At 61.7% G+C, this 16,205-nt stretch carries 13 protein-coding genes and 1 pseudogene; 11 read left to right on the forward strand and 3 right to left on the reverse strand.

Going from position 1 to position 16,205, the window contains the following annotated elements:
- Positions 1–43: 43 nt before the first annotated feature.
- Genes C2846_RS16270 through C2846_RS16280 form a run of 3 tightly spaced genes read left to right on the forward strand, consistent with a single transcriptional unit; the run spans position 44 to position 5,854 of the window.
- Complete coding sequence (locus tag C2846_RS16270; protein WP_080048651.1) at positions 44–1,288, forward strand: TolC family protein; 1,245 nt, start codon at positions 44–46, stop codon at positions 1,286–1,288.
- Position 1,289: 1 nt separating this feature from the next.
- The gene (locus C2846_RS16275) at positions 1,290–2,726 is read left to right on the forward strand and encodes an efflux RND transporter periplasmic adaptor subunit (RefSeq protein ID WP_119701957.1); all 1,437 of its coding nucleotides are present in this window, start codon (positions 1,290–1,292) and stop codon (positions 2,724–2,726) included.
- Positions 2,723–5,854 carry an efflux RND transporter permease subunit gene (locus tag C2846_RS16280; RefSeq protein ID WP_119701958.1) on the forward strand — a complete coding sequence of 1,044 codons (3,132 nt, stop codon included), beginning with the start codon at positions 2,723–2,725 and terminating at the stop codon, positions 5,852–5,854. The genes C2846_RS16275 and C2846_RS16280 overlap by 4 nt, the downstream gene beginning before the upstream one ends.
- A gap of 8 nt (positions 5,855–5,862) precedes the next feature.
- Here the strand turns inward: C2846_RS16280 and ispA are convergent, their stop codons facing one another.
- The 3 genes from ispA to C2846_RS16295 all read right to left on the reverse strand — a co-directional run bounded on the left by ispA (position 5,863) and on the right by C2846_RS16295 (position 7,843).
- Positions 5,863–6,750 carry a (2E,6E)-farnesyl diphosphate synthase gene (gene ispA, locus C2846_RS16285; RefSeq protein ID WP_119701959.1) on the reverse strand — a complete coding sequence of 296 codons (888 nt, stop codon included), beginning with the start codon at positions 6,748–6,750 and terminating at the stop codon, positions 5,863–5,865.
- Positions 6,747–6,998, reverse strand: coding sequence for an exodeoxyribonuclease VII small subunit (locus C2846_RS16290; RefSeq protein WP_095626699.1), 252 nt, complete (start codon positions 6,996–6,998; stop codon positions 6,747–6,749). Before C2846_RS16290 ends, ispA begins: the two co-directional genes overlap by 4 nt.
- A 68-nt stretch (positions 6,999–7,066) precedes the next feature.
- Positions 7,067–7,843 (reverse strand): sulfite exporter TauE/SafE family protein, encoded by a 777-nt coding sequence (locus C2846_RS16295; RefSeq protein ID WP_080048646.1) that lies wholly within the window; start codon positions 7,841–7,843, stop codon positions 7,067–7,069.
- 164 nt (positions 7,844–8,007) lie between these two features.
- Here C2846_RS16295 and C2846_RS18580 point away from each other — a divergent pair, with 164 nt between their 5' ends.
- The 8 genes and pseudogenes from C2846_RS18580 to C2846_RS19200 form a co-directional block, all read left to right on the forward strand.
- Positions 8,008–8,361, forward strand: coding sequence for a hypothetical protein (locus C2846_RS18580; RefSeq protein WP_131038233.1), 354 nt, complete (start codon positions 8,008–8,010; stop codon positions 8,359–8,361).
- 388 nt (positions 8,362–8,749) lie between these two features.
- The gene (locus C2846_RS16305; protein ID WP_240638221.1) at positions 8,750–10,171 is read left to right on the forward strand and encodes a TolC family protein; all 1,422 of its coding nucleotides are present in this window, start codon (positions 8,750–8,752) and stop codon (positions 10,169–10,171) included.
- A gap of 2 nt (positions 10,172–10,173) precedes the next feature.
- Positions 10,174–11,559, forward strand: coding sequence for a copper oxidase (locus C2846_RS16310; RefSeq protein WP_080048643.1), 1,386 nt, complete (start codon positions 10,174–10,176; stop codon positions 11,557–11,559).
- 18 nt (positions 11,560–11,577) lie between these two features.
- On the forward strand, positions 11,578–12,093 hold the full coding sequence (locus tag C2846_RS16315; RefSeq protein WP_080048642.1) for a cupredoxin domain-containing protein: 516 nt from the start codon (positions 11,578–11,580) through the stop codon (positions 12,091–12,093).
- Between the two features lie 20 nt (positions 12,094–12,113).
- Positions 12,114–12,407 (forward strand): copper-binding protein, encoded by a 294-nt coding sequence (locus C2846_RS16320; protein ID WP_080048641.1) that lies wholly within the window; start codon positions 12,114–12,116, stop codon positions 12,405–12,407.
- A 97-nt stretch (positions 12,408–12,504) separates the two neighbouring features.
- Positions 12,505–12,810, forward strand: coding sequence for a hypothetical protein (locus C2846_RS16325; RefSeq protein WP_080048640.1), 306 nt, complete (start codon positions 12,505–12,507; stop codon positions 12,808–12,810).
- Positions 12,811–12,988: 178 nt separating this feature from the next.
- Positions 12,989–15,208, forward strand: coding sequence for a putative bifunctional diguanylate cyclase/phosphodiesterase (locus C2846_RS16330; RefSeq protein ID WP_119701961.1), 2,220 nt, complete (start codon positions 12,989–12,991; stop codon positions 15,206–15,208).
- Positions 15,209–15,233: 25 nt separating this feature from the next.
- Positions 15,234–15,878, forward strand: a pseudogene (locus tag C2846_RS19200) (PAS domain-containing protein); the annotation flags it as partial.
- Positions 15,879–16,205: the final 327 nt, after the last annotated feature.

Consider the following 16,205-nt stretch of genomic DNA (forward strand, 5'->3'; position numbering starts at 1 on the left):
TTCTGCCGTGCCTTGTCACGGCGATCACCAGAGAGTTGCGATCATGTTGAATCCCTCTTTTTGTCGCCGGAGTCTGCTTGTTGGCAGTGCCCTGGCGTTCTGTCTGAGCCTGCCGCTGCAGGCCATGACCCTGGAACAGGCCCTGAGCCTGGCTGAACAGCAGGCCCCCAGTCTGCAGGCCTGGCGCCTGAACGAATTGGCCGTGCGTAGCGAGGCCCAGGCCGCCGGCCAGTTACCGGATCCGAAGCTGGCGTTGGGTCTGCAGAATGTGCCGATCGAAGGCGATCGGCGCGGTCGTCTCAACGCCGACGGCATGACCATGCAGATGATTGGCTTGATGCAGGAGGTGCCCAATAGCGCTCGCCGCCAGGCCCAGCGTGAACTGGCTGGCGCCGCCGTGGAAAGAGTGCAGGCCGAGTATGAAGTGGAGCGCCTGAATGTCCGTCTGGAGGTGGCTGAAGCCTGGCTGCGCTTGCACGCCTTGCAGCGCCAACTGGCGCTATTTGACGAGTTTTATGCTCAGAACGATGTGCTCGCGGCATCCATCGCCGCACGCCTGGCGGGCGGTCTCGGCCCATTGGCCGTACAACCCCTGGCGGCTCTGGAACGGGCTCGGTTGGACCAGCGGCGAGACCTGTTGTTGAGCGAACAGGAGGTGTGGCGTGCGCAGTTGCGGCGCTGGCTGGGGGCGCAGGCGCCGGCACAGACACTGGGCAATTGGCCGCAGTGGCCGCTCGACCTCAATGGTTATCGGGCGCGTCTGGCCCTGCAGCCGGAACTGGCACAGTACCGGCCGCTGGCGCGTGAGCGCGAGGCGGCCGTGCGGCTGGCTGAGGCGGATCGGCGACCGGACTGGGGTTGGGAGTTGGCGTACCAGCGACGTGGCATGGGGCTGGATGACATGTTCAGTGTTCAGGTCAGCGTTGGCTTGCCACTCTTTTCCGGTCGGCGGCAACAGCCTCGTATTGCCGCTCGCGAAGCAGAGTTGGCGGCGTTGGATCGCGAACGTGACAGCGCTAGGTTGCGCCTGGAAAACGAGCTGGAGGTCGAGCTGAGCCAATACCGGCGGCTTGAACTGGCCCAAGTGCGTAGCACGCAGCAGATGCTGCCGTTGGCTGAACAGCGCGCTGAGCTGGCGCTGGCGGACTATCGCGGAGGACGTGCGGAGCTGGACAGTCTGATTGAAGCGCGTCGTGAACTTATTGAAACCCGTTTGCAGCATGTCGAGCTGGAGGCCGCACGAGCCATCAGTCACACCCGCCTGCACCTGACCTGGGGAGAGCGCTGACATGTCTGGTCGTCATCTGATGATTGTTCAACTACTGATTCTGCTGGTGCCGGGCTTGGTGCTGGCATCTGCCGAACGGCATGGCGAGCATGCCACGGCCGCTGTCGAGTCCGAGCGGCGGATTCTCTACTGGTATGACCCGATGTATCCGCAGCAGCACTTCGATGCGCCGGGTCGCTCTCCGTTCATGGACATGGATCTGGTGCCGCGTTATGCCGATGCCGGCGATGATGGCAGCAGCATTCGTATCGACCCCTCACTGACCCGCAATCTTGGGATGCGCCTGACCCAAGTCGAGCGAGGCCGGCTTGAGCCGGTCCTGCAGGCTAGCGCGGTACTGGGTTATGACCAGCGCCAGGTCAGCGTGCTGCAAACCCGGGCTGAGGCCTGGGTTGAGTCGGTCGCGGCGCTGGCGCCGGAAGATGTGCTGGTGGCTGGGGCGCCATTGGCCGAACTGCTGGTGCCGGACTGGGTAGCTGCCCAGGAAGAATATCTGGCCTTACGGCGGCTTGGGGATGCCCAGCTAAGCGAGGCGGCCTGGCAGCGTCTGCGTCTGAGCGGTATGCCCGAAGACCTGATGCGGGCCGTGCGCACGACCGGACGGGTGCAGATGCGCTGGACGCTGCGCAGCCCCGTGGCAGGGGTGCTGACTGAGTGGCCGGTGCGTGCCGGGATGAGCCTGCCAGCCGGCAGTACGGTGGCGCGGATCAACGGGATCGAGCGCATCTGGCTGGAAGCCGCGGTGCCAGAGGCGCAGGCCGCCAGCTTGCGGGCCGGGCAACCGCTTGAGGTGCATCTGCCGGCCTGGCCAGGGGAAGTCTGGCAAGCCAAGGTCGAGCAGCTATTGCCTGAAGCTGATGAGCGTGCCCGGGTGGTGCGGGTGCGTGCGGTGCTGGATAACGCCGATGCCCGTTTACGCCCAGGCATGAGTGCACGGGTGCAGTTGCTGGATGGGGTTGCCAGCGAGCAGTTGCTGGTCGCGGCCAGTGCGGTGATCCGGGGTGGTCAGGAGGATCTGGTCATGCTGGCCGAGGGCGATGGCCGGTTTCGACCACAACGGGTCCGGCTCGGGCGGGAAAGTGGTGAGCGAGTCGAGGTGCTGGATGGACTTGAGGAAGGGCAGCAGGTGGTCATCGCCGCCCAGTTCCTTATCGACTCCGAAGCCAGTTTGCGGGGTATTGTCGCCCGTGGCAGCGCTGAGGCTGAGGTCTTGCACCCGGCGGATGCGGTGGTGCTGTACTTTGACGAGGACGGGCTGATGCTTGAACACGGCCCGTTCGAGACTCTGGGTATGGCTGGCATGAGCATGCAGTTTGCGGTTGATCCGGCCCTGGATCTGAGTGATATCGCCGAGGGCGATGCGGTACGGGTCTGGGTCCGCGAGGACCCGGACGGCCTGCCGATCGTGCGGATCGAGAAGCGTGAGGTGCAGCCATGATTGCCGCCATTATTCGCTGGGCTGTGGATAACCGCCTGCTGGTGCTGCTGGCCACCCTGTTCGGTCTGGCCTGGGGTATCTGGTCCATGCAGCGGATGCCGATCGACGCCCTGCCTGACCTGTCTGACACTCAGGTGATCATTCGTACCAGTTGGCCAGGACAGGCCCCGCAGATCGTCGAGAACCAGATCACCTATCCGCTGGCCACGACCATGATGGCTGTGCCTGGGGCCAGCACGGTACGCGGCTTCTCGTTCTTTGGCGACAGCTTCCTGTACGTACTGTTCGAGGATGGCACTGATCTGTATTGGGCCCGCTCACGGGTACTGGAGTACCTCAACCAGGTTCAGGGGCGGCTGCCGGAAGAGGTTGCGCCGGCGCTTGGCCCAGACGCTACGGGGGTTGGCTGGATCTACCAGTATGCCCTGGTGGATCGCAGTGGCCGGCATGATCTGGCTGAGCTGCGCAGCCTGCAGGACTGGTTCTTGAAATTTGAGCTGCAGGCCCTGGCGGAAGTGGCGGAAGTGGCCACCGTTGGCGGTATGGTCAAACAGTATCAGGTCATTCTTGATCCTGTGCGCATGGCGACCCTGGGGGTAACTCAGCAGCAGGTGCAGGCGGCCATCGGGCGTGCCAACCAGGAAGCCGGCGGCAGTGTGCTGGAGTTAGCCGAAGCGGAATACATGGTGCGCGCCAGCGGCTATCTGCAGACGCTGGAGGACTTCCGGCAGATTCCGTTGCGTCTGGATAATGCCCGGGTTCCAGTCTTGCTGGGCGATGTGGCGCGTATCCAGTTGGGGCCGGAGATGCGCAGAGGGATCGCCGAGCTGGATGGTCAGGGCGAGGTCGTGGGTGGCGTGGTGGTGCTGCGCAGCGGCGGCAATGCCCGGGCAGCCATCGACCGGGTGCGCCAACGCCTTGCTGAACTGGGTGCCAGCCTGCCGGAAGGGGTGGAGATTGTAACCACCTACGACCGGGCCGAGCTGATCGACAGTGCCATTGCCAATCTCAGCCGCAAGCTGATCGAGGAGTTCCTTGTTGTCGCTCTGGTGTGCGCGGCCTTCCTCTGGCATCTGCGTTCATCGCTAGTGGCGATCATTTCCCTGCCGCTGGGGGTGCTGCTGGCCTTTATCATCATGCAGGCCCAGGGTATCAACGCCAACATCATGTCGCTCGGCGGGATTGCCATTGCGGTTGGTGCCATGGTCGATGCCGCCGTGGTGATGATCGAGAATGCGCACAAAAAGCTCGAAGCCTGGCAACAGGCCCACGGCGGACGTGAACCAGACCAGGGCGAGCACCGGCGCCTGATTCTCGAGGCTACCACTGAAGTGGGCCCGGCACTGTTCTTCAGTCTGTTGATCATTACCCTGTCGTTCATCCCGGTATTTACCCTGCAAGCGCAGGAAGGGCGGCTGTTCAGCCCGCTGGCCTGGACCAAAACCTGGGCCATGGCCGCCGCGGCAGGGCTCTCGATTACCCTGATCCCGGTGCTGATGCTGTATGCCGTGCGTGGACGCATTCGTCCCGAACAGCATAACCCGCTCAATCGTGGGCTGATCTGGTTGTATCGACCCTGGTTGCAGGCGGTGTTGCGCTGGCCGAAAACCACCCTGCTGGTTGCTCTACTGGTGTTTCTGACCAGCCTGTGGCCCTTGTCGCGCCTGGGTGGGGAGTTCCTGCCGCCGCTGGATGAGGGTGATCTGCTCTACATGCCGACCGCTCTGCCGGGCTTGTCGGCCCAGCGCGCAGCAGAACTACTGCAGCAGACTGATCGGATGATCATGACTGTGCCCGAGGTCAAACGGGTCTTTGGCAAGGCTGGGCGGGCTGACACTGCTACCGACCCGGCGCCGTTGGAAATGTTCGAGACGACCATCAGGCTCAAACCGCGCTCCGAATGGCGAGCGGGGATGACCACGGAAAAGCTTATTGAGGAGCTTGACCGGGCGGTGCAGGTACCGGGGCTGGCCAATCTCTGGATTCCACCGATCCGCAATCGTATCGATATGCTGGCCACCGGGGTCAAAAGCCCGATCGGCATCAAACTGGCCGGCTCTGATTTGGCTCGCATCGACGCGTTGACCCGCGAAATCGAACAGGTGGCCAGAACGGTGCCCGGCGTCACCTCGGCGATTGCCGAGCGGCTTACCGGTGGGCGCTATCTGGATGTTGAGATTGATCGCTTTGCCGCCGCGCGCTATGGCCTGAATATCGCCGATGTGCAGGATCTGGTGGCCGGCGCGGTGGGTGGGATGAACATCGGTGAGACGGTTGAAGGGTTGGCTCGCTACCCAATCAGTCTGCGTTATGGCCGCGATTGGCGTGACTCGCCACAAGCCCTCCAACAACTCCCGATCCTGACGCCGGATGGTGCGCAGATCACCCTGGGTAGTGTTGCACGGATCGGTATCAGTGAAGGTCCACCGATGCTGCGCAGTGAAAATGCACGTCCCTCGGGCTGGGTCTATATTGATGCACGCGGACGCGACATGGGCTCGCTGGTACGCGACTTGCGCCAGCGGATTGCGACCGAGGTTACGCTGGACCCCGGCATGAGCCTGAGCTACTCGGGCCAGTTCGAATTCATGCAGCGTGCCAATCAGCGCTTGATGCTGGTGGTGCCTGCCACCCTGATGATTATCTTCGTGCTGCTGTATCTGACCTTTTCCCGGGTTGATGAGGCTTTGCTGATCATGGTGACCATGCCGTTCGCGCTGACTGGCGGGCTCTGGTTCATGTACCTGCTGGGTTACAACCTGTCCGTGGCTTCGGCGGTTGGCTTCATTGCTCTGGCCGGAGTAGCTGCCGAGTTTGGAGTGATCATGCTGCTGTATCTGCGCAATGCCTGGCAGCAACGGCTGGTACAGGGCGAGCACGGGGAAACCGCGCTGCTGGTGGCGATCCACGAGGGCGCTTTGCAGCGGGTTCGGCCCAAGGCCATGACGGTTCTGGTCCTGGTCATCGGTTTATTGCCGATTCTGCTGGGCTCCGGGACCGGCAGTGAGATCATGAGTCGTATCGCCGCGCCGATGATCGGCGGCATGGTAACCGCACCGTTACTGTCGATGCTGGTATTGCCGCCAGCCTGGTGGTTGTTGCGGCGTCGGCAGCTGAAGGCGAGCTGACAGCTGATTCAGAAGCGGCGCTGGACGATATAGTCAGCCAACTGGCGCAGGCGCTCTGCGCCAGTGCCAAACCCGCTCAGGCTGTCCAGGGCCTGATCGCGTAGCTGGCTGGCCAGGTCGCGGGCGCCCTGCAGTCCAAGCAATGCTGGGTAGGTGGGTTTGTCGCGGGCCAGATCGGCGCCCTGGCGCTTGCCCAGCACGCTGGTATCGCTTTCGATATCGAGAATGTCGTCCTGAACCTGGAAGGCCAGGCCTATGGACTCGGCATATTGGGCCAGGGCCTTGAGCTGAGGTTCGCTGGCTTGGCCGCTGGCCAGTGCGCCGAGCTGGACGCTGGCGCTGATCAACGCTCCAGTCTTGTGCCGGTGCATGCTTTCCAGGGTGGCCAGATCGAGCTTTTCCCCGACAGCGCCCAGGTCAATGGCCTGACCGCCGACCATGCCCAGTGGGCCGGCGGCGCGTGCCAGTATCTGCACCATGTGCAGCCGGGTGGCTGGGGCATACTCGCCCAAGCTGGCCAGCCAGTCGAACGCCAGGGCTTGCAGGGCGTCACCGGCGAGAATGGCGGTGGCCTCGTCAAAGGCTTTGTGACAAGTCGGCTGGCCACGGCGCAGATCGTCATCGTCCATGGCCGGCAGGTCATCATGAATCAGTGAGTAGGCATGAATCAGCTCAACCGCGCCAGCTACTGCATCGGCCTGGGCCGGCTGACCGTTCAGCGCTTCACAGGCGGCATAGACCAATAGCGGGCGTACCCGTTTGCCGCCGATGGTGACGCTGTAACGCATGGCGCTGAACAGCCGCTCCAGACGCGCCTGGTCATTGTTCAACTGGTCGGTCAGGAAGCTGTTGATGCGTTGCTGGCAGGCGCTCAGATACTGGTTGAAATCGCTCATTCGGGTTGGTCGTCACGCTCTGCGTCAAAAGGTACGGTGTCGGCCTGGCCATTACGTTCGATCAGTTGCTGGACCTTTTGCTCGGCCTGGGTCAGTGCCTGCTGGCAGTCGCGGGTCAGGGCTACGCCTTGCTCAAAGGCGGTCAAGGACTCTTCCAGGCTCAGTTCGCCACTTTCCAGGCGCTCGACCAGCGCTTGCAGGTCGGTCAGCGACTGCTCGAAATCAATGGTGGTCTTTTTCCGGGCCATGTGGCTACCTCGGTCGGGGGCGGAACGGGAATCGGCTGAACATTACCCAAGGGCCTGGGCAGGGTCAATCAATGATACACCTCGTAGAAGTAGAACAGCGTCAGCCCCCAGCCAATCAGAATCACCAGCGCGCGTAGCCAAGCGTCCGGCAGGGCGCGGGCGAACAGCCCGCCGCAGTAACCGCCCAGCAGGGTGCCGCCGAGCATAATCGCCAGCGCTGGCCAGTGCACCGCGCCGGCAATGATGAAGGTCAGGGCCGCCACACTGTAGATCACCGACGACATCAGACTCTTGATCGCGTTGATTTCGACCACCTGGGTGCGCCCGGCAATCGCCAGGCTGGCAATCATCATGATGCCCATGCCGGCACCAAAGAAACCGCCGTACACAGAGACCAGCCACTGACAGATAAAGCCGACCGGCCCCAGCCGGCCTGGCTCGCGCGGGCGCCGGGCCAGACGCTCAACGGCCTGACCGATGACACGACTGAAGGTGAACAGCAGGGTGGCGATCAGCAGTAGCCAGGGAATCAGGGTAAAGAAGGCCTGATCACTGGTCAGCAGCAACAGCAGCCCACCAAGCAAGCCGCCGACGGCGGCAGCGATCAGTAGCGGGCGCAGGTAATCGCGCCAGGGCAGGCGTCGCAGTTCCGGACGCAGGGCCCAGGCCGTGGCCAGACTGGCGGGCCAAAGAGCCACCGCGTTGGTGGCGTTGGCGCTGACCGGAGTGACCCCGGCGGCCAGCAGTGCGGGAAAGGAAAAGAAAGTGCCGCCACCGGCCAGGGCGTTCATCGCGCCACCGGCGAAGCCGCCCAGGGCGATCAGGGCGATGTGCCAGAGTTCCATATCATTACCGGGCTGCTTGAGTCGGCCGTCGAGTATACGACAATCGCTTCGGTTATCCGGGTTTGCTCTGTGGCGCTGGCAGTCAGGCTGAGTGATGTGTAGGATAATTGATCATTATCAATATTTCGGACCGGCCAATGCCGTTACCCCAGACGCGCACAATCATGTTGTGGTTGCTGATGCTGCTCCTGCCAACGCAGGCGCTGGCCAATGCGCTGCTGCCGCTGTGTCTGGCCAGTCAGGCCCATGAACAAAGCCTGGATCGGGCTGATCATGCGGCTGCTCATGCTGCAGGGCATGGCATGCATTCCGGGCATGACGCTGATGATGCGCCACCGGCGCTGCATCTTGACTGCCCGCTATGTGCCGGTAGTTGCCATGCCACCGGGGCTTTGACCTCACCTTCTGAACTGGGTGTGTCCCTGTCTCCGGCAGCGCCCGCTGCGCTGCTGTACTCCTACTTCGCCGGTCATGTCGGCGATACTCCGCGACGACCTCCCCGTAACCACCTGCTTTGATGGTGCCGGCCCGTTGGTGGCCGAGCTGTTGCCCGTAGAACGGGCGTTCAACCATTGAGAGGTGACCATGTTCACTCGTTATTTGTTGACCACAGCCTTAGGCTGCGGCGGGCTTGTGCTTTCAGCCCAGTCGCTCGCCCAGGCTGAGCCCTGGGCCGATATATCGGTCCCGGTGCAGAACTACCATTCCCCCTTGGGTCAGTATCACGGCTGGAAGCCCCAGGCTCCGGGCGACTGGCGCCAAGCTAATGATGAGGTGGGCCGCATTGGCGGTTGGCAGAGCTATGCCGCTGAAGTCTGGGAGGCGAGTCAATCCCAGTCTGAGGATGCTGCCGCCCCTGCGCCCCACCCCAGTCACCAGCATCACGCCCATTGAGGAGTCGAGATCATGTCTATACGCATGTCTGGCTCCGCGCTACGCGTGGGGTCACTGCTGGTTGGGCTGCTGATGCTGGCTGGCTGTGCCAGTCTGGCGCCACAGCAGGCGTTGCAGGCGGTCGAGCAGAACAGTGTCGAGGTGACTGGACAGGCGCAACTGCACTGGGCCAGGAGCGAGCAAGCTGACCCTGCGATTCGTCAGCGGGTCGATGAATTGCTGGCCGAGCCGCTGAGTCTGGAGGCGGCTGTGGAAGTGGCTTTGCTGAATAACCCAGGCTTGCAGGCTCGACTGTTCGATCTGGGCATTGCCGATGCTGAGCGGGTTCAGGCCAGTCGCGTGCCCAATCCCGGGTTTTCAATCGGCCGGGTTAGTCGGGGCAGTGAGGTGGAATGGGAGCGGGGTCTGCATCTGAACCTGGCCCGGTTGATTGCTCTGCCGATGACTCGACGGATTGCCGAAGGCCAGTCCGAACAGGTGCAGCAGGAGGTCAGCCTGGAGGTGATCCGGCTGGCGACCCAGACCCGCATTGCCTGGTATCGGGCGGTAGCAGCCGAGCAGAGTCTGGCCTATAGCAAGCAGGTCATGGAGGCTGCCGAAGCCGCCGCCGAACTGGCCCGGCGCATGGCTGTTGTCGGCAACTACAACACCTTGCAGCAGGCCCGCGAGCAGAGCTTCTATGCCGAGGCAGCGCTGGGCCAGCTGCAGGCCGAGCGGGAACGGATGGCCAGTCGCGAAGCCTTGATCCGCCAGCTCGGCGTATGGGGTGAACAGCTGGCGTTCAGCTTGCCCGAGCGGATGCCGGAGTTGCCAACTGCCCCACTCGATCAACCTCAGATCGAACGCCAGGCCATGTTCAGCCGACTGGATGTGCAGGCGGCCAGGCTGGCAGCCGAGCGTATGGCCGACAACCTCAAGCTGGGCCGCGCGACCCGCTTTATCAATGTGCTGGAACTGGGGCTGGAACATAACAGCTCGAACCAGGACCCGGTCCAGCGTGGGGTCGAGATCAGCGTTGAACTGCCCCTGTTTGACTGGAGTGGTGCGCGCATGGCCCGCAACGAGGCGTTGTACATGCAGACCGTACAGCGTACCGCCGAGGTGGCGGTCAATGCCCGCTCGCAGGTGCGTGAAAGCTACCTGAGCTACCGCAATGCCTGGGATGTCGCAGCGCACTATCGTGACGAAATCGTACCGCTGCGCCAGCGCATCAGCGAAGAACAGCTGCTGCGTTACAACGGCATGTTCATCGGGGTCTTCGATCTGTTGGCCGATGCCCGTGAGCAGATCGCCACGGTCAACCGCTATCTCCAGGCCCAGCGTGATTTCTGGGTGGCCCAGGCCGAGCTGGATCTGGTGCACTTTGGGCCGGTCAGCCCCAGTGCCCCCGGTCTTGCCGCCGCTCCTGTTAGTACGCCTGCCAAAGGACACTGAATATGGTCTCACGACGTGATTTTTTTCTGGGTGCCGGGGCGCTGACCGCCGCCGTCGCCAGCTCGGCCGTCAGCCGGGTCGCCCTGGCCGGTTTGCCGGAACCTGTGATTCAAACCCGCCCGGATACCGCGCCACCGCTTGAACCGGCTAATGGTCGGCCGTACCGCCCAGTGGTCACCCTCAATGGCTGGACGCTGCCTTGGCGGATGAACAATGGGGTCAAAGAGTTCCATCTGGTAGCCGAGCCGGTGGTCCGTGAACTGGCGCCCGGTATGCAGGCGCACCTGTGGGGTTACAACGGCCAGTCGCCAGGGCCAACCATTGAGGTTGTGGAGGGAGACCGGGTGCGGATCTTCGTCACCAACAAGCTGCCGGAGCACACCAGTATCCACTGGCACGGTCAGCGCCTGCCCAATGGTATGGACGGGGTTGCCGGCCTCAACCAGCCAGCGATTCCGGCCGGCAAGACGTTCGTTTACGAATTCGAGGCCAAGCGGCCCGGCACCTTCATGTATCACCCGCATGCCGACGAAATGGTACAGATGGCCATGGGCATGATGGGCTTCTGGATTACTCATCCACGCCAGCCGCACCCGGATATCGACGAGGCTGACCGGGATTACTGCTTTTTGCTCAACGCCTATGAAATCGAGCCGGGCAGCTATACCCCGAAGATCATGGAAATGCTCGACTTCAATTTGTGGACCTTCAACAGCCGGGTATTCCCCGGCATTGACCCGTTGGTGGCACGCAAGGGTGACAGGGTTCGGGTGCGAATCGGCAACCTGACCATGACCAATCACCCGATCCATCTGCATGGTCATGAGTTCGAGGTAGCCGGTACCGACGGTGGCCCGGTGCCAAAGTCGGCGCGTTGGCCGGAAGTGACCACCGATATCGCCGTCGGGCAGATGCGTCAGATCGAGTTCATCGCCGATGAGCCGGGCGACTGGGCGTTCCATTGCCACAAGAGTCACCACGTGATGAACCCCATGGGGCATGACGTGCCGACGATGATCGGCGTTGACCACCGCAAGGTGGTTACCCAGATCAGCCGGCTGATTCCGGATTACATGGTCATGGGTGAGCGCGGTATGGCCGATATGACCGAAATGGAAATGCCGCTACCGGACAACACCTTGCCGATGATGAGCGGCGATGGCCCCTATGGTTCGGTGGAAATGGGCGGCATGTTCACCATGCTCAAGGTGCGTGAGGGGCTGGCCGCCGACGATTATCGCGATCCGGGCTGGTATCGCCAGCCAGCGGGCACCCAGGCCTATGAATGGACCGGGCCGCTCCCGGAGCCTGCACGTTTCAAGGCTGAAACTGCCGCCCCGGCGGTCGATGTGCAAGTGCGTAAACCTTCCGGCCATGCTGGCCATTGAACCGAACAGGAGACTTATATGCACAATTCTCTGCTGAGCACTGGTCTGGCCATGGCGATCAGTCTGGCCAGTCTGAACGTCTTGGCTCACGGCCCGGCCCACCATGGCGAGCGACCGCAGTTGCCGCCCGAACAAACCGCCTGGGGTATCGCTGGAGATGAGTCTGCAGTTGATCGTGAAGTGGTGATACGCATGGATGATCGCATGCGTTTTTATCCCGACCACCTGGAGGTCCGTGAAGGTGAAACCCTGCGCTTGGTCATTCGCAATGAGGGCCAGTTGCTACATGAGTTGGTGCTGGGGAGCGCCGAGGAACTGGCCAAACATGCCGAGATGATGGCCCAGTTCCCGGACATGGAGCATGACGAGCCGTGGATGGCGCATGTCGACCCAGGCCAGAGCCAGACTCTGATCTGGACCTTCAACCGCAGCGGACGCTTTGAATTCGCCTGTCTGCTGCCTGGCCATTACCAGGCCGGCATGCTGGGAGCGCTTCAAGTCAGCGAGCCAAAACTGGCTCGACACAACCATTAACTACAACGAGGAACATTCCCATGAAACTGATCAAAACCATCGTACTTGGCCTGGGTTTGCTGCTGGGCTCCAGCGCATTTGCCACTAGCCACGACTTCAGCGAGGGCGAAGTGCGCCGCATCGATCAGGCCGGTCAGCGCATCACTCTGCGCCACGGCCCGATCGACAACCTCAAGATGCCGCCGATGACCATGGTGTTTCGCGTCACTGTGGCCGAGCAGTTGGAGTCACTGGCCCCAGGTGACAAGGTGCGCTTCAGGGCCGAGCAGCAGGATAGTGGCTATGTAGTGACAGAGTTGGAAAAAGTGGAGTGAATTTCAGGCGGTTGTCTATCTCTGGGAAGACTATAAAGCCATGATAAATGTGTGGTTTAATGTGATATCAAATGAATGCCACATTGGTTCTTTCTTCATGAGCAAACCGCTGAAAGTTGTCGTTAGTGCCGATAACCGGCAACGCCAGGTCATTGCCCGGTTGCTGGATGAGGCGGCGCTCGATTGTGAGCTGCTATGCCAGCCCGAAGACTGTGCCCAGGCGCCGTTGTGCCGGTGGCTGGCGCCTGAGCGGCTGAACGATGTGGGCCGCATCGCCAGTGAGCTGCTTGAGGCTATTCATACCCTTGAGCAGACCCGTCACGCCTTTCGCTCGAAACAGTTGGGTGGTTTGCGCAAGCGCCTTCAGCTATTGCTGGAAAGCTTGCCAGTATCGGCACGCTAGGCTAGCTTAAAGCTCTATGAAATGCTGACGGCTTTGCCGGTCAGGACATAAGGGCCTGAAAGACAAAGCGCCATCCCCGAGGATTTATATTCTCCTCGGGGGTGGCGCTTTTTTTATTGCCTGAAATTCAGCAGTCAACAATAACGACAAGCGGTTATATCCACGAGGTAATACGGACATGGAAGCAGTAGTCGTGCTGACCCAGTTGCTCGACCGCTTGGGGCTCGAGGGTGCCGGACTTCGGCAGCGCTTGGACTACCTTGACTGGAGTGAGCAGGACGGTGAGCGTCTGCGTGCCCTTGCCGGCGCAGCAGAAGTAGTCAGCGCTGGATTCGTCGAGGAACTGTACGAGCGTCTGGGGCGTTATGCTGAGCCGGCAGCGATCTTGCGTGATGCCGAGGTTGTGGGGCGACTCAAGGGGCGGCAGCGGGCCTACTACCGAGGCTTGTTTGAGGGGCGTATCAGCATTGATTACTTGCGCGAACGAGTGCAGATCGGGCAAGTGCATGAGCGGGTCGGGGTCGAGCTGAAGTGGTATCTCGGAGCTTACCGGTTATTCCTTAGCCGGGTGCTTGAAGCCTGGCTGGATGACCCTCGTGAGCCAGTTCGGCAGGAGCTTCTGGCAGCCTTTGACAGTCTGTTGAAGATTGTGTTCTTCGATATGAGCCTGGCCGCCGAGGCCTATATCGCTGCCGAACACCGTGCGCTGGAGTCCAGCGAAGCGCGCTATGCGCATGCACTCAGAGGAGCCAATGACGGCATCTGGGACTGGGATCTTGAGCATGACTTGCTGTACGTATCCGAGCGCTGGGCCAATATGCTCGGCCTTGCCCAGCAACAGGTTGGCCAACGTTCGGCACACTGGTTTGAGCGGGTTCACCCTGATGATCTGCCGGGGTTGCGGCGGGCTATCGATGAACATGTCCAGGGACGTCAGCCCTGGATCCATCATGAATATCGAATTCGTCAGTTCGACGACGATTACCTTTGGGTTCTGACCCGTGGTGTTATGGAGCGCGATGCCGAAGGCAGACGGCGCATTGCCGGGTCGCAGACTGATATCAGCGAACGTCAGCATTTTCAGCGACAGCTGGAATATGCCGCGCGACACGACCCTTTGACCGGGCTGATAAATCGCCAGCAATTGAACCTGCAGTTGCTGGCTGCTGCACGTCGTTTGAGCCGCCCAGGGGCCCGTCATGCGGCTTTGCTGTTCATTGATCTGGACCGCTTCAAGCTGATCAACGATAGTCTCGGCCATGCCGCTGGTGATCGGGTGTTGGTACATGTGGCAGAGCGTCTGCGCGGCTGCCTGCGCGGTGGTGATCATCTGGCCCGGTTTGGTGGTGACGAGTTTGTCATGTTGCTCGATGACCTGGCCTGCATTGAGGATGCCGAGGAGGTTGCCGCACGGGTGCTGGTTGCTCTGCGCCAGCCGCTGTGCCTTGGGGAGCGGAGTCTGGTGGTCAGCGCCAGTATCGGTGTGGCGCCAATACTCCCCGAGCAAGGGCTGGAAGATGCCCTTCAGGCGGCGGACTTGGCTCTATACAGTGCCAAGGAAGCCGGCAAGGCTCGTTTCAAACGCTTTGACCAGAGCATGCAAGATCGTGTGCGTCAGCGCCTGAAGGTTGAAAGCAATGTACTGCAGGCGTTGCAGCGCAATGAGTTCACGCTGCATTTTCAGCCGGTGTTTGACCTGCGGCCTGACCGGAGCGAGCAGCCAGTAGCGGTCGAAGTATTGCTACGCTGGCAGCATGGAGAGGAAGTGGTCGCTCCGGCTGCATTCATTCCAGTGCTGGAAGAGTCGGGTGAAATTATTCCGGTAGGTTATTGGGTGCTTGAGCAGGCCTGCCTCCAGGTCCGTCAGTGGCAGGCGAGTGCGCCCAACCTGTATTGTTCGGTCAACCTGTCTGGTCTGCAGTTACAGGAGCCAGACTTTGTCGAGCGTTTGCGGCAGATCCTGCAAAAGACCGCAATGCCCGCCCGGAAACTGGTGCTGGAAATTACCGAGAGCCTGCTGATCGATCAGGCGGGCAGCACACTGGCCAGTTTGCGCGAGCTGGCTGCCATGGGCGTCAAGATTGCCCTGGATGATTTTGGTACGGGCTACTGTTCCCTGGGTTATCTCAACCGCTTTCCGCTGCACGTGATCAAGCTCGATCGCAGCTTTCTTAACGAAGTCCACAGCAATCCAAAGCAGCAGAGTCTGTGCCGGGCCATTATCGGTCTGAGTCGCAGTCTGGGGCTCAAGGTAGTGGCCGAGGGTATTGAGCGACAGGATCAGATTGAGCTGCTGCTGGGCGAGGGGTGCTGTCTTGGGCAAGGATTTCTGCTCGGACGGCCCATGTCCGGAAAGGCACTGGAGCAGTTGCTGCAGGGATGCCTAGGGGCTGAATAACAATAAACTGCACTCGAGAGACAGCATGAAAATCAACTTGCCGATTACTGATCGTGAAGTGCTGTTGCAGGAAGGGGACAACCTTCTGACCACCACGGATCTGAAAGGCGCTATTACGTATGCCAACCCAACCTTTGTCCATATCAGCGGATATGCCGCCGAGGAATTGATAGGCAAGAACCACAATATCATTCGCCATCCGCATATGCCGCCCGAGGCGTTCCGGCAGATGTGGGAAACCTTGAAGCGCGGAAGCAGTTGGATGGGGCTGGTGAAGAACCGCAGTAAGTCGGGTGATTGCTACTGGGTCAGCGCCTACGTTACCCCGGTCCACGAGAATGGTCAGGTGGTGGAGTATCAGTCGGTACGTACGCGGCCGACACGCCAACAGGTTGCGGCGGCGGAGGATTGCTACGCCGCCCTGCAGGCCGGCAAAGCGCCCAGGGCCATGCGTCTGCCGGTGCTGGGTCTGTTCGGTCGGCTGGCGTTGGGCGGTGCCGGACTGCTGGGCGGAGCCGGACTGGCGGCGCTGGCGCTGGGGCTGGCCTCTGCCGGTCTGCTGGCTATGCTGGGCCTGGTCTACCTGCTGCTGCTGGCGGGTCTGTGGCAACAGCTTGGACCGTTGCGGGCGCTGGTCCAGCGTGCCCGTCAGGTGGGCGACAATCCGCTCAGTCAGTGGCTTTACAGTGGTCGCCGGGATGAGTTCGGGCAGCTGGAGTTTGCCTTCACTATGCAGGAGGCTGAGGCTGCAGCGCTGGTCGGGCGTATCAGTGATGCGGCCCGGCGATTGGCCGAACAGAGCGGCGAGATGGTCGAGGCGGTGCGTCAGTGCAATCAGGTCAATCGCTGTCAGCAGGATGAAACCGATCAGGTGGCTGCCGCCGTTGAGCAAATGGCCACCAGCGTTCAGGAGGTGGCGCACAGCGCCCAGCAGGCTGCCAATGATGCCGAGGGGGTAGAGCGGGCCACCAGTGACGGGCATCGGGTGGTCGAGCAG

It is taken from the genome of Pseudomonas jilinensis, assembly GCF_003586265.1.
In the GTDB taxonomy this organism is placed as follows: domain Bacteria; phylum Pseudomonadota; class Gammaproteobacteria; order Pseudomonadales; family Pseudomonadaceae; genus Halopseudomonas; species Halopseudomonas phragmitis.

What these genes read in the sequence shown, in the direction of transcription:
- C2846_RS16330 (WP_119701961.1), top strand. Translation starts at nt 12,989, where the DNA reads ATGGAAGCAGTAGTCGTGCTGACCCAGTTGCTCGACCGCTTGGGGCTC.
- C2846_RS16325 (WP_080048640.1), top strand. Translation starts at nt 12,505, where the DNA reads ATGAGCAAACCGCTGAAAGTTGTCGTTAGTGCCGATAACCGGCAACGC.
- C2846_RS16280 (WP_119701958.1), top strand. Translation starts at nt 2,723, where the DNA reads ATGATTGCCGCCATTATTCGCTGGGCTGTGGATAACCGCCTGCTGGTG.
- C2846_RS16275 (WP_119701957.1), top strand. Translation starts at nt 1,290, where the DNA reads ATGTCTGGTCGTCATCTGATGATTGTTCAACTACTGATTCTGCTGGTG.
- C2846_RS16290 (WP_095626699.1), bottom strand. Translation starts at nt 6,998, where the DNA reads ATGGCCCGGAAAAAGACCACCATTGATTTCGAGCAGTCGCTGACCGAC.
- C2846_RS16310 (WP_080048643.1), top strand. Translation starts at nt 10,174, where the DNA reads ATGGTCTCACGACGTGATTTTTTTCTGGGTGCCGGGGCGCTGACCGCC.
- C2846_RS16270 (WP_080048651.1), top strand. Translation starts at nt 44, where the DNA reads ATGTTGAATCCCTCTTTTTGTCGCCGGAGTCTGCTTGTTGGCAGTGCC.
- ispA (WP_119701959.1), bottom strand. Translation starts at nt 6,750, where the DNA reads ATGAGCGATTTCAACCAGTATCTGAGCGCCTGCCAGCAACGCATCAAC.
- C2846_RS16295 (WP_080048646.1), bottom strand. Translation starts at nt 7,843, where the DNA reads ATGGAACTCTGGCACATCGCCCTGATCGCCCTGGGCGGCTTCGCCGGT.
- C2846_RS18580 (WP_131038233.1), top strand. Translation starts at nt 8,008, where the DNA reads ATGTTGTGGTTGCTGATGCTGCTCCTGCCAACGCAGGCGCTGGCCAAT.
- C2846_RS16305 (WP_240638221.1), top strand. Translation starts at nt 8,750, where the DNA reads ATGTCTATACGCATGTCTGGCTCCGCGCTACGCGTGGGGTCACTGCTG.
- C2846_RS16320 (WP_080048641.1), top strand. Translation starts at nt 12,114, where the DNA reads ATGAAACTGATCAAAACCATCGTACTTGGCCTGGGTTTGCTGCTGGGC.
- C2846_RS16315 (WP_080048642.1), top strand. Translation starts at nt 11,578, where the DNA reads ATGCACAATTCTCTGCTGAGCACTGGTCTGGCCATGGCGATCAGTCTG.